Genomic DNA, 15214 nt, shown 5'->3' with positions numbered 1-15214 from the left:
TAAGCATGTTAAAACAGCTTAACTCCTGTTTCTTATTTCACCTGAAAATCTTTAGAATACTTACTATTAAAAAATTCAATTATTTGCTTTTTGTGATGGTTATCATGCCAAATAAAGCTGCTAATATAGTTATACATTGAAAAAGGCGCCCCTGAATATAGGTCAATCTCATCTCCATTAATTTTAAATTGCACATGAAATTCAGCGTCAGATTTGCCTCTTAATTTTGCTACTAAACGTTCTCTACTTTCTACAAATTGATCTATTAGGCTCATACCTGATATACCTGATAAAGCATAGTTAGATGCCTGATCATTTAATTCTTGAAAGTCTATACTCTTAATATCAGTATTCTGTTTCATATTTGGCAGTATTGCTTCTAGTACATATTTATCCCAAAATGCTAAATGCGCAATAATTTCAGCTACAGACCATTTACCATTCTCAATGGGTTCGAAAAAGTCCTTCTCAGGATGCTTTTTCAAGCTATTAACCCAGTCTTGTGCTTGCTCAAATTCTGTAATCACTTCATCTTTAGATAACTTTTTCTTTATAGGTACATACAAATCAACTTTGCATTTCCCCTCAATATCATCTAAAGGATTATTCAAACTAAATTCAAGACTAATCTTATCATCTGCAACATAATCACTTTGAGGTATCCAATCTCCAAAAACGGCTTGATAAGCGTTGGCTAATTTATCAGGTGTATCATAGAACTGATATAGAGCATACAGTCCCCCTGTTATTGTTTTAAATTGTATTTCCGATTGCTCTTCTTTTACAAAATCCTTTGATAATGTAATACAAGCGTCGTGTCGACACAATTCCGGAGCTACAAATTCAGGATTATCAAGAGACAATCCTATATAATTTTGCGCAGGTGGAAACAACCCATTCCTTGCTGCCCACTCCCCTAGTCTTCCCCAATGATTACTAGGTTCAAAATAACTTCCAACATGCCTAATATAGGCTACCTCATAGTCTGGAAGTTTTTTAATCACTATACCCATTTCTAATAACCTCCAATTATTGTACTAAATATCAAATTCTATATATAATATAAAAATCCTTTTTATTAAGGCTTATTTTCAAGGGTTATTGTCGTCAATCTTTTGGATATTTAAATCTTAAGTACACTGACTTTTATCACTATTGTAATCAATAGTATCCTTGAAAATAAATTTAAAACATACAAAAAATTCTATTTATTCCAACTACAAATCCCCTTTTACGTTATAATTTAATAAAGGGGGCAAGGTAAATGATCAAACAATCTATTATTGAAAACGTGCTTAATGCGGCTCTTTCGACGGGGGGTGACTTCTCTGAAATATTCATTGAAGATAAGTATGTAAATAACATTGCATTACAAAGTAACAAAATAGAAAAAAGTATATCTGGTCGTGATTTTGGAATAGGTATACGTATTTTTTCTGGTCTTCAAAGTATTTACACATATACGAATGATATCTCTGAAGAAGGCTTGTTACTCGCAGCTAAGCGGGCTGCACTTGCTATAAAAGGCGGTGGGACAGGTACGATTCACCCGCTCCAAAAAGAGATATTTGACCCAATTCACCAAATCGCGCAAATGCCTCAAACTGTAGAACATGCAAGGAAAGCTTCTATTATGAGACAGGCAAATGAAATTGCTAGAAATTATGATGAACGCATTCGTCAAGTTACTGTAAGATACATGGACGAAGAACAAAATATACTCATTGCTAACTCGGAAGGAAAATTTATTGAAGACACTCGTGTCCACAGTAGACTAGCCATTCAAGCAACTGCTTCAGAAGGCAATGAACTGCAAACTGGTTTCTACGGACCTGGTGCTCATGCCGGGTTTGAATTTATGGAAAACCTAGATTTGACTCACTATGCAGGAGAAGCAGCACGTATAGCAGTAACAATGCTACATGCAGAAGAATGCCCTAGTGGGAAATTCCCAGTAATCATTGACAATGAATTTGGTGGCGTTATTTTCCATGAGGCTTGTGGACACGGACTTGAAGCCACAGCTGTCGCAAAAAACAATTCCGTGTTCGCAAATCGAGTTGGCGAAAAAGTTGCACCGGAAATCGTCACTTACATCGATGATGGTACCCTAGCAAACGAATGGGGTTCACTTAATATTGATGATGAGGGTGAGAAAACAAGAAAAAATGTCTTAATCGAAAATGGTATTTTAAAAGGTTATTTAATTGATAAATTGAATGCACGTCGTATGAAAACTGAATCAACTGGCTCTTCACGCCGCCAGTCTTATCGCTTCAGTCCGACATCACGTATGACAAATACGTATATCGCCCCAGGTACATCAACACCAGAAGATATTATCGCTTCAACAGAGTATGGCATTTACGCAAAATATATGGGTGGGGGTCAAGTTAATCCAGCTACTGGTGACTATAACTTCGCGGTTGAAGAAGCATACATCGTAAAAGATGGAAAAATTACACACCCTGTACGGGGAGCAACACTTATAGGGAACGGAGCAAAAACCTTGCAGTTAGTTGATCGCGTTGGGAATAACCTTGCACACGGCGCAGGTATGTGTGGAGCGATGAGTGGCAGCCTTCCAGTTAATGTCGGCCAGCCAATGATTCGTGTCAGTGAAATTACGGTCGGTGGGACAAAGGGGGAATAAGTAATGAAAATCACTGAATTCCAAGAAAAACTGCTTCAAAAAGCAATGGATGCTGGTTTCAAAGAAGCTGAAGTATTCTATGAAAAAGCTGAATCATTTCAATGTATGATTTTTGAAGGAGAAATTGATAGCTACGAAACATCTGTGGATGGTGGACTTAGTTTGCGGGGTCTTTATAACGGTAAAATGGGTTATGCCTATACAGAAAAAATCGATGAGGATTCGATATCATTTTTAATAGACAATGCAAAAGCAAATGCAGAATTGCTTGATGAGGATGATGGAACTGATATTTTCGATGGAAGTAGTGAATATACTAACTATCAATCTTATAGTGAAGAACTTGCGAATGTACAAATCCCTGAAAAGATTGCATTAATTAAGTCTATTGAAGAAAAAATACGTTCTTATGATCCGCGTATTGTAACACTCGACTATTGTGGACTGCAAAATTTCTCAGGAGAACAATCATTAGCAAACAGTAAAGGTCTTTCATTAACAGAGAAAAAGAATGGAATTATCATATTCGTTTCAACAGTCGTTAAAGACGGCGAAGAAATGAAAACAGGTAGCTTCAGGAAAATGACTCGTGATTTCCAATCGCTAGATGCCGATGAAATTGCCAAAGAAGCTGCTGAAGAAGCATTATCTAATCTCGGTGAAAAATCCATTCCGTCTGGAAAATATCCTATTATAATGCGACATAACGCGGCTGCTGCATTACTCTCAACATTTACGCCTATCTTCTCTGCAGAAAACGCACAGAAAGATCAGTCACTTTTAAAAGGAAAAGTAGGAACACAAATTGCATCAAATTTTGTGACATTACTAAATGATCCATTCCACTCAGAGGCACTGTCTGGATCAAGTTTTGACGGAGAAGGTGTTGCTACAAAAAAACGAGCAATTATTTCAAATGGAACTCTTGAAACATTACTCCATAACAGGAAATCAGCAAAATTAGAAGGTTGCGAAACAACAGGAAATGCACATAAACCTTCTTACAAAAGCACGCTCTCTATCGCACCACAAAATATGCACATTGCAACAGGTCAAAGAACTTTAGATGACTTACTCGTATCAGTATCTGAAGGAATCCTTATTACTGGCTTGTCTGGTCTTCATTCAGGTGCGAATACAATTTCTGGAGATTTCTCCGTTGAGGCGACTGGTTTCCATGTTAAAGAAGGTAAAATTGCTTCGCCAGTTAAACAAATGACCATAGCAGGTAACTTCTATGAATTGATGAAGGATATTGAGGAAACATGTAAAGACCTATACTTCCTTCCAGACGGCTATGGTTCCCCTACACTACTTGTTAAGGAACTTTCCGTTACAGTTGATTAATAAGCCAATCTAATATGTAGACAAAAAACCATTGTATACAAAAAAAGCTGCCTATATTCTAGGCAGCTCCTAAATAAATCTTATTCAGTAATCGCTACTTCCTCACCGTTCAACATTAAACGATAAGTAACTTCAGCTTTCAAAGACGCAGAAACTGCACAATACTTCTCTTCTCCAAGCTTAATTGCACGTAAAACTTTTTTTGCATCTATGTCGCCTTTTATATCAAACAATAAAGTTGCTGCTGTGAAAGCCGTTGGAAGTTCTTCACGTCGTTCACCATCTACTGTAATTTCGATAGAATCGATTTTATCTAAATGTGGTTTTAAAATCATTGTAACGTCAATACCTATACAACCTGCTAAAGAACTAAGTAACATTTCAGTTGGTGTTGCAGCTTTACCTTCTCCCCCGTAGTTAGCAGTTGCATCCATTACCATTGGGTATCCTGTTGGCCCTACTGCTTCAAAGGCACGTCCACCTTGCCATTTTGCTTTTATTTGCATATTAATCAACCTTTCTTCTGTTAAAATTCATTTACTTTTTCTAAAAATTTCTGAGCACGTTCTGTTGATGGATGTGTGAAGAATACTTTAGGTTCTGCATCTTCGACAATTTGTCCATCTGCCATAAATAATATACGGTCTGCCACATCTCTTGCGAATTTCATTTCGTGTGTAACAATTACCATCGTCATGCCCTCTTCAGCAAGTTCTTTCATTACTTGTAAAACCTCACCGACTAGTTCTGGATCCAGTGCAGATGTTGGTTCATCGAATAGCATAATTTTTGGTTCCATTGCAAGTGCTCTAGCAATGGCTACACGTTGTTGCTGGCCACCTGATAATCTTGAAGGATAAGCATCTTCTTTCTCTTGTAAGCCAACACGTTTTAATAATGCAGAGGCCATTTTTTTTGCCTGCTCTTTTGATTGCTTTTTCACGACTACTAAAGCTTCCATAACATTCTCAATAACCGTTTTATGCGGATACAAATTGAATTGCTGAAACACCATACCTGTGTCTTGTCTTATAGCGTGAATTGTTTTTTGGCGAACCTTTTTCGAATCTGTTGCTTGTAATAAATGATTATTAACAGTAACACTACCACCTGAAATAGTTTCGAGTCCGTTTAAACAACGTAAAAATGTACTTTTCCCTGAACCACTTGGTCCAATAACTGCAACAACTTGATGGGCAGGAATCGTCAATGATATATGCTTTAAGACTTCATTTTGATCGAAGCTCTTTGACAAGTCTTTTATTTGTAACATTACGTTCCCCCCTTAATAAACCGATAATCTTTTTTCGATTTTATTTAATATAAATGTAAAGACTGTACTCATAATCCAGTACATCAATCCAATTGCTAAATAGAACGGCATATATACATAATACTGTGCTACAAGTAGCTGAGCAGAACGCATAAGTTCCGTTACCGCAATAACTGATACGAGTGATGTTTCTTTTAACATACCAACAAATGTGTTACCAAGTGGTGGAATAGCATAGCGAATCGCTTGTGGAATGACAATGCGACGCATCGCCTGTGCTTCTGTCATCCCTGTTGCAAGTGCAGCTTCTGTTTGACCAGATGGTACAGATTGAATTGCACCACGGAATGCTTCAGAAACATAGGCACCAATATTTATACTTAACGCAATATATGCAGCTGTTAAAGCATCTAATTCGACACCATAATCTACAAGCCCATAATAGACGATGACTATTTGCACAAGTGGTGGAGTTCCTCGAATAATCGATACGTAAATTTTCGCAATTCCGCGGAAGAAACGATTGCCCTTAATACGAGCAATCGCCGTTATTAAACCGATTATTAAGCCAAAGAACATTGAAACCACTGTTATTAATAGTGTATAATAAGCACCTTTTAGTAAAAAAGGAAGATTATCAATAACTATATCCATCTAAACTTCCTACTTTCCTAAATCTGCTTTTGGTTCTTCATCAAACCATTTTACGAAGATTTCTTTATATGTTCCATCTTTTTTCATATCAGCTAATGCTTTGTTCATCGCTTCAACTAATTCTTTATTACCTTTTTTCACGGCAACTGCTGCTTTATCAGATTTAATCGGATCACCGACAGCTTTCACTTTAAATCCATTCTTTTCAATGATTGGTTTTAATGCATAAACATTATTAATTGTCGCATCTACACGGCCTGCATCTAGATCTTTTAACGTTGTAATGACATCATCATATGTGTTGATTTTGAAGTCCCCGACTTTTGGCATTAATTCATTTCGTAGGAATGCTTCGTCATTTGTACCAAGGCCAACACCGATTTTTTTACCTTTGAAATCTTCTACCGACTTAATAGAAGTATTATCCTCTTTTACAATAACTTTCACATCATTTGTAATATAAGGTGCCGTAAAATCAACTTGTTTTTCACGATCTGGCGTAATCGTTACTTGGCTTAATAAAGCATCATATTTCCCTTTTTGCAATCCTGGTATTAACCCCGAAAAATCTTGAGCAACAAATTTTGCTTTGACATCTAGGCGTTTTGCCAATTCTTTTGCAATATCCACATCAAAACCGGTATATTCTTTATCTTTGTTCATGAAATTATAAGGTGCATACGTTCCCATAATCCCTACTGTCATTTCACCTTTTTCTTGAATTGCGCTTAATGTATTATTATTTTCTTTTTTTGTCTCACTATTGCCACATGCACCTAAAATAAGTGCCGCAGTTGCAGCAAAAGCGAAGAAAATTTTACCTTTTTTCATTATGTTTTCCTCCTTTGATTACATATCAAACAGTCCAAAAAACTCAAATTGACCGATTTTTTGTTGCAATTCCTCATTTGTAGATTGAAACAAGAATCTGCTGGACGTTGTAAAATTTTCAAGGCAGAAGCTCTTCGAATATTATTTGCAAAAGCTTCTTGGATCTTTCTTTATCTTGTCCACTTTCGATTGAAAAATCAGCTGAGAATGGATTCTTTTAAGTAGGATTCCCATAAAATTTCGATTTTCCCCTATAAAGTGCAAAAGTTGTTCAAAAAGATTTCTTGATGATATGTATGCATCTTGAACAGAAGCTTTTTCTACTCTATATCCAATTGAAATTGTATGTAAAATTGTTAAACGTCCATCATTCAATATTTCAAAAGCAATCATTTCTAAAGCAATTGAAGGCTGATGTTGTTTCGTTCATGTTTGCGCTTATCTTATGTTTGAATGTTAGTCAATTCGCTAGACTGATTCACCAGTCAATTAAATCCTATAAGATTACTAAGTTATAGTCAACTATTATTACTTAAATTCATTAGTTTTTATGTATTTTTATATCTTTCTATATTTTACTTTTATTTTAACATAGTAAGAGTCTTTTATTAGTTGTCTAAATTCTGCAGTTAGGTTTTTTTTTAAGATTAGTCCGTAGAGAATGAATTTAACCAAATAACTCATTCTATATGAAAAGGAGATGGTCAATTATGCGAAAAACGTTTATCGCACTTGGAATTTTTATTATAGCCAATTCAACATCATTACATATACCAACAAATGCTTATGCGCACCAAGAGAGTCCTGCATACGTTAAATGGGGAAAGCTTGCTTTAATAGAGGCAAATTCAAAATATCCCAATGCAAAAATAATTGATTACCTCCACCAAGGTAGAGAAACGAAAAAGGATACAACAACTGAAAAGTTTAAATTATGGTTAAAAGAAGGTAACAGAGAGTTCGGCGTTTTTGTAAGAATTGAGTTTACTACCGATAGTGAAAAAGTGCTTAAAATTGAACTTCAAGAAACTTCTAAATAAGCATATCTGTAATGTAAAATACACTCAAAAATACACTCATATATGCGTCGTAGTAAAGAAATACTTTTGCTGCCCTTTCCAAATCAAGTATTAATTACTTCATTTTTGTTAAAGATAAACGAAAGAGGAGGTGTGATACTATGACTCAACAGGTTCTTTGCGAAGTGAATAACTGTACGTATTGGGGCTCTGGAAACAAATGTACTGCTGAAGCAATTTATGTAGTAAGTCAAAAAGGTAACCAAGCATCCAATAGTGAAGAAACGGATTGTAAAACATTTTCTCCAGAAAAAAATTAACTTTTTTAGGGTAACCAAGTTCATGGTTACCCTTTTCTATTCACATTACTATATAAAATCACCGTTTCATCAATGACTTTTGGGTGGCAGAACGAACGAAAGAAAGGAAAGTATAACACTCGTGACTGCTTTAAAAACGCTATTTTCAGATTCATCTTCCACTTACTATTCAGGGGTAATCACACGTTTTACTCGCTAAACAGCCCACGAGGTTGGAAGCACAATCCATTGACAAATACTTTTAAAAACGTGGAAATATCTATTAAAAGAGAGCTAAAAAAATACTGCTCACGGCAGTATTTACGGAAAATGTTATGTATTAATGTATGTGATGGGTGCCTATGCCTGGATATGAATGTTACACTATTTGTTGTTAATAAAACCAATGTCATAGGCACCTAAAACTAAGAATTTTAAAAGCAACATTATAAATTACAATGAGCTCTGACAGCTCGAGCACCATCGTTAATTGAATAATTGAATTAAGTCATTTGTTCTAATACTAAAGACTTCGAATTTTTCCACAAACTAATCTGCTTGTATGGTAGTTGAAGGAATTCTACTATGATGCCAAAGCCTTACCGCGATTCGTTGTAACCTCATGCGTTTACCAATCCTGCCGTTATCAATGTTTCTTCTAATTTTTTTAATACTTCTTCTTCGTCTGATCCTTCCGCATTAATATTAAATTCCTCACCAAATGGAATTCCAAGAGCCATCACACCCAAAATTGATTTTAAATTTGCCGTTTTTTCTTTATAAATTATTTTTATTTCTGATTCATAACCACTTGCTACAGTAACCAATACGGATGCAGGACGTGCGTGAATACCTGCTTCATCTATTACGTTAAAGTTTTTTTCAATCATGCTGCTCAAACTCCTTTATTAAGTAATCCGAATACTTGCTAACAGAAATAAATCATAAGGCTGAATAATAGAGGGAAGCTTTTAATGATCAATCTAACTTTTCCACTTTAATTTCACTTATACTTCAGTTTATTTTTTGAGTATTGATAGATCCCGTCTTTTTCTCCTTTGCATTTAGAAACCCATTGCTATTCCGTAATACAAGTTGAACTCTTACTTAAGCAAATTTTTCTACTTCATTTTCTTGTTTCTTTTTCTTTTTTATTAATCCTGTTGCAAGCACGCCTAGGATGGATACGATTACAACGACAGGAATGATATTCAGATCTGAGAATATCTTAAGCAATGTGAGTACTATAATTCCATCTGGCACAAGAAGGGCAATACCGGAAATTCCATATTCCTCTAGTCCAAATAACGGATAGAACAATGCTACTGGAATAGTTAATACCAAACCGTATACTACACCAGAGACCATAGCCCCACGTCTTCCTCCTAGTGCATTTCCAAATATACCTGCTGCTCCTCCTGTGAAGAATCCACCTATAATAGAAGGTAAAGGAATAACCGTACCAAATGCTTTCGATACAAACATTCCTATAATCATTCCGATTACGGAAAAGACAAAACCGAGCATTAAAGCGGTTGGAGCAAATCCGAAAATTACAGGCACATCAAGAGCCGGCTTAGCGCCTGGAACCAATTTAACTGCAACTCCTCTGAATGCCGGTACGATTTCTCCCAAGAACATTCTGACCCCTTGAAGTAATACTAGAACTCCAGCAGTAAAGCCAAAAGCCTGAATAATAGAGAACACTAACCAATTCTGCTCCCCACTTAATGTACTGACAAATTCAGGTCCTGCCACAAGGGTAGTTACTAGGTATAAAATTAACATCACTGCTGAAATTGAAATCGCTGTGTCTTTAAACATTTCAAGACCTTTCGGCATTTTAACTTCCTCTGAATCTTTCGAAGCATTTCCAAATACTTTTCCTACATATGCAGATAAAACAACACCACTTGTCGTTAAGTGGCCATATGCAATTTCATTATTACCGGTAACTTTCCTCATAACTGGTTGTGCTAGAGCTGGGAATAAGACTAAAACTAATCCTTGAATTAAAGAACCCCATAATACAGCTTCTGTAGTAGAATACCCTAAATCATAAAATGCCCATGCTAATGCACCCGACATAATCCAAAGCATATGTCCTGTCAAATAGATATATTTAAATGGTGTAAACCTTGCTAGAATGATATTTACAACGAACCCAAATGCCAATATTAATGATGTATTACGTGCTATTTCATTAACATTTTCTGATAGAGCACCTATTACTGCTTCATCAAAAGGTACAACTCCCGTCAAATTAAAAGCTTGGGTAAACATTTCACTAAACGGTGTAATATAATCAACAATAATACCCGCCCCAGCGCTTAAAATAAGAATACCTAAAATCGTTTTGAAAGTTCCTTTAATAACATCTCCAAATGCCTTGCGTTGAATTAATAGACCGATTAGGGCTACTAGTCCAAGCATGATCGCCGGAGTTGTCAATAATTGAATTATGAATTCTAGCATATACATCCCCCCATTTCTTTTTGTGATCGTTCCTCAATCTTCTTGCATGTCAGCTCATTTACTATTTTACGCTTCAAAAAAGCATGTAACTTTTTCCTTAATTTCTGCTTTATCCACCATATTGTTTAAATAAATTACTGGGGCATCCACACTTGGGAACGACCCTTTCATATCATTCGACGTAACAAATAAATCTGCACTCAAACCTTTCGCTGAGCCCATATCGATTGCCTCAACATTTGCTTTTTCACCAATTTCTTTTAAAATATCATCAATTGTCATTTTAACCATTAGACTTGTTCCAAAACCCATTCCACATACTGTATATATTTTCATAACTATTCTCCTCCTATTTTTCAAGTTTTATAGACATTTCACTCGGCTTTTGTATTTTTTAACATGTTCTTTATTAATGTCATCTCCCTTGTCTAAATTTGAGCTAACCCATACGCTTGGCTCTACTCCTTCTTCCAATAAACTGCTAATTGTTTGTGCGATAATACTTTGCAAGATCATAAACCCAATGACAGAAGATGTTGGTCCAAACTTTGTTGCAAATCCTTTTACTTCGATAACTGCATCTCCACTAACGCCACAATTATCTAGAATGACATCCGCGATATCGATTAATTTTTTCCCTGAAGCATGTCTAGAGGTAACGTCATTTGTAAATTCATTTGAAGTTAACGCAATGACCTTTAATCCCTTTTCCTTAGCTTCTAGCGCCATCTCAATTGGAACTGAATTCCTGCCTGACGTAGATGCTATGATAATGACATCGCCTTTTTCCGTCTCTTCACTATCAAGAATCTTTTTGGCATAGCCATCCAATCTTTCGAACCAAGTACTTTTTGTCGCTTCAGGTCTTAAAGATAAAGCGGGTTCAAGTATCGCGTTAACAGCTACTAGACCACCGGCTCTATAAAAAACTTCTTCCGCATACATTTGGGAATGTCCGCAGCCAAAAATGTGTATCAATCTATCGTTTTTGACTGCCTCCTTGATTAATAGGGATGCCTCATTAATTGCATTCATTTGAGTAGCCTTCACTCGTTTAATAATCTCTTCAATTTGGTCAATATAGTTTAATGCCATCATTTTACCTCACCCTTTTCACTAGTTTATTATTCATTTAGAAGTACTAATGCCTCTTCTACATTTTCACAATTTTTAAGTTTCGTTAATCGTTCCTCATCATTAAATAATTCCATTAACTGCTGTAATGCTTGTAGATGCAATTTTGCATCTACCGCACCAAATGCAAAAGCTAAAGTTACCGGATCTCGTTCTTTATGACCGAAAGAAACTCCATTTTTTAATACCTGTAAACTCATGCATGCCTCATTCACACCATCTTCCGGTCTCGCATGAAGCAAGGCAATTCCAGGGGCAATTACCATATACGGACCGTTCTTCTCAACGGACTCAGCCATCGCAGTAATATAACTTTCCTCAATGGCCCCTGTATTTTTCAATAACTCTCCGGCTTTTAGTACCGCATTTTGCCATGTATCACATGTATCCTCTACAACAACTGTTTCTTTCGTCAGCATACTTTTCAGCATAATATCATTCCTTTTTAGTTGATATAGTTACATTTTCAGAACTAACAGGAATTACCCAATCACCAAATTCTTTGACTACAGCATCACGTTTATCTGTTAATACAACAACCTTTAACTCAGATGGATCTGAAGTGACTTCAAGTAAAATAACCAGATCATATTTTCTCGTATGGGGATCGTGTGAGAGAAATCAACTCATCCCAAACAGCATATTGTTGGTAATTATCACCACATAATTGAAGCGCTTTCATTTTATTTGAAATTTTTTTATCAAAATTAAAATATTCATCCTCCTTATTTTAAATAAATAGTTTAATCTATTGAGTGGTTATGTTGTCATAACCACTGTATTGAAATGAAAAATCTATATTGGACTAACTTAAATCATTAGTTTTCAATAGACTCTTCTTTACGTTAATTCTACGGTGTACGAGAATTTATCCCCAAGTGCCACACTTATGTTATACCCAATCAATTCATCATGATGGTATGCATATCGCTTAATCAGCATTCCAGGTTGATTACCTTTAACCTTTAAGTATTTAGCTTCCTGTTCTTGTATAAGTGTAGCCGATAGTCGTTCTGTTGCCTTTGTGACCCCAATTTGATAATCCTGATGAAATATCTCATACATCGATCTTTCATTTAAATCATTTTCAGTTAAATTCGGAAATATTTTTTTAGGCAAATAAGATGTTTCGTGCATCAGTGGTTCACCATCCGCAAATCTCAATCGTACGATCTTATATACTTCTTCTAACGGATATAAATTCATTTTTTTAGCTAATCGATCATCAATCGCAAATACATTAAAAGATAACACTTCTGTCGTAGGCTTCTTCCCTAACTTCTCCATTTCATTTGTAAAACTATATAATTTAACTAAATTTTGATTATATGATTTCGATGCTACAAAGGTGCCTACCCCATGTAATTTGTAAATATATCCTTCTCGCTCTAAATCTTGAAGTGCTTGCCTTACCGTTATCCGGCTTAATTTATAAATTTCACAAAGCTCGCGCTCCGAAGGTAGTTGCTCATTCTCAACATATTCTTTACCTTCGATTTTCTTGATTAGCACCTCCATGAGTTGCAAATAAAGTGGCACTTTACTGTTCTTATCCATATTTCTTTACAGCTCCTTGCTATACGACTCTTGAAAATAACCAGATCGTTTTATGCATTGACCTGGTTATAACCACTTGATATTTTCATATTATCAAAGTATTCTGACAATGTAAAGGAGTTTTAGCTGAAACTCCATAAAGGATGTAAGAGAAACATCACGATGTATATTGCAGATTAAAGCCCAAGATTATAGATCGTGCTAGTTCGATTAAAGAATGCTATTTAGGATTAGTTTTTGGGACAAAGAGTTTTATTTCATCGATTACAGCAGATCCTTCATAATAATTGATATGCGGGATTCCAATAACAAAGTTATCTGGGTACGCAGAACCTTTTGGCCATTGTTCTACAGAGTAACTGCCATGTGGCCCAGTAAAAGTGAGGGACGAATTATATTGTCCGTCATATTCTTCCGGAGTGTTATTATAATGCCAGATTGGTCTGCCATCCTGAATAAATTCACGTTCATATCTCAATGTTTTTTTTCCAATATATTTAAAGTTTCCTGTCATTTCCATAACATAACCTGTTTTATTTCGCTCGATAGCGAATTTATAACTTTCCTCAGGCATTAGCTCAGGTTGAATTTCAGCATTGGAAATAATAGAGTACTCTGTATCAGTGTCAGATAGGGAACCACACTCGGTTTCAAACAAAAATGAATTATAACCCATCGATGGATCTCTAAACGTATCTCCTGCAAAGAAAAGGCCGTTTATTGCATTATTTGAACTTTTATCACCAAGTTGTTTATATAATTCTCCAGTAGCAGGATTACACGTTGCATATGCACTTGCCCATGTTGCATTGGTATTGTACGCATCCATGCCTACTTTTCTATGGTTGTGAATAAAAACATTATTGTGGGGTGCAGGTTTTTCATAGTCCATAATTGACAAGAAATAGTAACCGTTTTCATTTGTTATATCTCCAAAGTTATTATTGGTATGATTGGAATCTCCAGTAAATTCCCCACTTCTTTTCCATGGATGATTTGATTTACGCTGATCCATTGTATATCCATTAAACTTATCATCGTAATAAAAACTGTCATTTCTTTTTCCACCAAAGTCTATATTTCTTAACACATATTCCACTCTATATTCAGATGGTAAAACTTCAGTAGAGCGAATGATAAGACCTGAATCAAAGCTAGTCTTTAATTCAGCAGCATGGTCGCCTTTTTTTAATTCAACATTCTTTAATGTTGCCTCGGTATCTGGTATTCCATCTTTATCATAGTCTCTAACCGCAAACTCTGCAGTTAGCCAGCCATCTTTTCCAAATTGCATTTGTTTTCGTAATAAATTAAAACTATTAAGCTGCTTAAAAAAGTCATCTCCTCCTTTGATTTTAAAAAATTCGCCATCATCGTCAAGATGGTCTACATGCCAAGGACTATCATCACCATAACTATCAAGTACCCAATCTGCTCCATCAGTTGGTAACTCTTTATTAAGTTTCTCTTGGTATTTTAGCTTCCATTGTCTATTGACATTCGGCTCTTTATCCAAAACCTCTGCGTGAACTTGATCAACCACTAACGGTGAAATCAAAATCATAGATAAAAGACATTTCACAATAAATTTCTTCTTCATCCTCACAATTCCTCCTCTAAAATAAGTGATAGAATGCGACTACTTTTTGATCGATCTAGATTCAACCGATCATCCTCCCTCTTTTTTTCACAAAGTATTATTTCATTCCTTTAACCAGGTTCAAGTTAATACATGTTCATAACGACAAAATTTCTTTAAGGATATTATAGTTTTATCATTTATCGCCCCTATTCCTTGGAACTAATTTCATTTTCCTGCAAACTGGTTATAACCAATTTATGAAAATACTAAATAAATAAGGAATATTTGTCAATGTAGTTATCAAATTATTTAAAGAAATAGGCCTTTCACCAACTCAATGATTTGGCGAAAGACCTTTTTGATATAGTGATCTTCTGGTATTTCAAAACG

General features: G+C 35.4%; 17 protein-coding genes and 1 pseudogene. 4 read left to right on the top strand and 14 right to left on the bottom strand.

Annotation, left to right across the window (positions count from 1 at the left end):
- Window positions 1-32 precede the first annotated feature (32 nt).
- A complete protein-coding gene (locus AMD00_RS23770; RefSeq protein WP_245639471.1) occupies window positions 33-527 on the bottom strand; it encodes a DinB family protein in 495 nt (164 codons plus the stop codon).
- A gap of 18 nt (window positions 528-545) precedes the next feature.
- Window positions 546-1013: pseudogene (locus AMD00_RS23765) on the bottom strand (AraC family transcriptional regulator); the annotation flags it as partial.
- Window positions 1014-1264: 251 nt separating this feature from the next.
- Between AMD00_RS23765 and AMD00_RS00830 the strand changes: the two are divergent.
- Entirely contained in the window at window positions 1265-2653 is a 1389-nt protein-coding gene (locus tag AMD00_RS00830; RefSeq protein WP_053415209.1) for a TldD/PmbA family protein, read from the top strand.
- A gap of 3 nt (window positions 2654-2656) precedes the next feature.
- Window positions 2657-4000: a TldD/PmbA family protein gene (locus AMD00_RS00825; protein ID WP_053415208.1), complete on the top strand. Its 1344-nt coding sequence runs from the start codon at window positions 2657-2659 to the stop codon at window positions 3998-4000.
- Between the two features lie 80 nt (window positions 4001-4080).
- On the opposite strand, the gene AMD00_RS00820 is transcribed toward AMD00_RS00825, so the two are convergent.
- The 5 genes from AMD00_RS00820 to AMD00_RS23375 all read right to left on the bottom strand — a co-directional run bounded on the left by AMD00_RS00820 (window position 4081) and on the right by AMD00_RS23375 (window position 7151).
- Entirely contained in the window at window positions 4081-4506 is a 426-nt protein-coding gene (locus AMD00_RS00820; protein WP_053415207.1) for an OsmC family protein, read from the bottom strand.
- Between the two features lie 20 nt (window positions 4507-4526).
- Complete coding sequence (locus AMD00_RS00815) at window positions 4527-5273, bottom strand: amino acid ABC transporter ATP-binding protein (protein ID WP_053415206.1); 747 nt, start codon at window positions 5271-5273, stop codon at window positions 4527-4529.
- Window positions 5274-5285: 12 nt separating this feature from the next.
- Complete coding sequence (locus AMD00_RS00810; RefSeq protein WP_053415205.1) at window positions 5286-5927, bottom strand: amino acid ABC transporter permease; 642 nt, start codon at window positions 5925-5927, stop codon at window positions 5286-5288.
- Between the two features lie 9 nt (window positions 5928-5936).
- Window positions 5937-6758: a substrate-binding periplasmic protein gene (locus tag AMD00_RS00805; protein WP_053415204.1), complete on the bottom strand. Its 822-nt coding sequence runs from the start codon at window positions 6756-6758 to the stop codon at window positions 5937-5939.
- 141 nt (window positions 6759-6899) lie between these two features.
- The gene (locus tag AMD00_RS23375) at window positions 6900-7151 is read right to left on the bottom strand and encodes a hypothetical protein (protein WP_169786289.1); all 252 of its coding nucleotides are present in this window, start codon (window positions 7149-7151) and stop codon (window positions 6900-6902) included.
- Window positions 7152-7468: 317 nt separating this feature from the next.
- Here AMD00_RS23375 and AMD00_RS00800 point away from each other — a divergent pair, with 317 nt between their 5' ends.
- On the top strand, window positions 7469-7798 hold the full coding sequence (locus AMD00_RS00800) for a DUF3889 domain-containing protein (protein ID WP_053415203.1): 330 nt from the start codon (window positions 7469-7471) through the stop codon (window positions 7796-7798).
- 140 nt (window positions 7799-7938) lie between these two features.
- A complete protein-coding gene (locus AMD00_RS22640; protein WP_083446054.1) occupies window positions 7939-8097 on the top strand; it encodes a DUF1540 domain-containing protein in 159 nt (52 codons plus the stop codon).
- Between the two features lie 599 nt (window positions 8098-8696).
- On the opposite strand, the gene AMD00_RS00795 is transcribed toward AMD00_RS22640, so the two are convergent.
- The 7 genes from AMD00_RS00795 to AMD00_RS00765 all read right to left on the bottom strand — a co-directional run bounded on the left by AMD00_RS00795 (window position 8697) and on the right by AMD00_RS00765 (window position 14842).
- The gene (locus AMD00_RS00795) at window positions 8697-8966 is read right to left on the bottom strand and encodes an HPr family phosphocarrier protein (protein ID WP_053415202.1); all 270 of its coding nucleotides are present in this window, start codon (window positions 8964-8966) and stop codon (window positions 8697-8699) included.
- A gap of 217 nt (window positions 8967-9183) precedes the next feature.
- Window positions 9184-10551, bottom strand: coding sequence for a PTS ascorbate transporter subunit IIC (locus AMD00_RS00790; RefSeq protein ID WP_053415201.1), 1368 nt, complete (start codon window positions 10549-10551; stop codon window positions 9184-9186).
- A gap of 66 nt (window positions 10552-10617) precedes the next feature.
- Window positions 10618-10887: a PTS sugar transporter subunit IIB gene (locus AMD00_RS00785; RefSeq protein WP_053415200.1), complete on the bottom strand. Its 270-nt coding sequence runs from the start codon at window positions 10885-10887 to the stop codon at window positions 10618-10620.
- Window positions 10888-10914: 27 nt separating this feature from the next.
- Window positions 10915-11649: a sugar isomerase domain-containing protein gene (locus AMD00_RS00780; RefSeq protein WP_083446053.1), complete on the bottom strand. Its 735-nt coding sequence runs from the start codon at window positions 11647-11649 to the stop codon at window positions 10915-10917.
- Between the two features lie 26 nt (window positions 11650-11675).
- The gene (locus AMD00_RS00775) at window positions 11676-12116 is read right to left on the bottom strand and encodes a PTS sugar transporter subunit IIA (RefSeq protein WP_245639412.1); all 441 of its coding nucleotides are present in this window, start codon (window positions 12114-12116) and stop codon (window positions 11676-11678) included.
- Window positions 12117-12525: 409 nt separating this feature from the next.
- On the bottom strand, window positions 12526-13242 hold the full coding sequence (locus tag AMD00_RS00770; RefSeq protein WP_053415198.1) for a GntR family transcriptional regulator: 717 nt from the start codon (window positions 13240-13242) through the stop codon (window positions 12526-12528).
- A 220-nt stretch (window positions 13243-13462) separates the two neighbouring features.
- Window positions 13463-14842: a hypothetical protein gene (locus tag AMD00_RS00765; RefSeq protein ID WP_053415197.1), complete on the bottom strand. Its 1380-nt coding sequence runs from the start codon at window positions 14840-14842 to the stop codon at window positions 13463-13465.
- Window positions 14843-15214 lie beyond the last annotated feature (372 nt).

The sequence above is a fragment of the Viridibacillus arvi genome, assembly GCF_001274945.1.
GTDB lineage: Bacteria > Bacillota > Bacilli > Bacillales_A > Planococcaceae > Viridibacillus > Viridibacillus arvi.
Note: the sequence above shows the minus strand (reverse complement) of the source record. Positions and strands in the feature narration are given on the sequence as shown.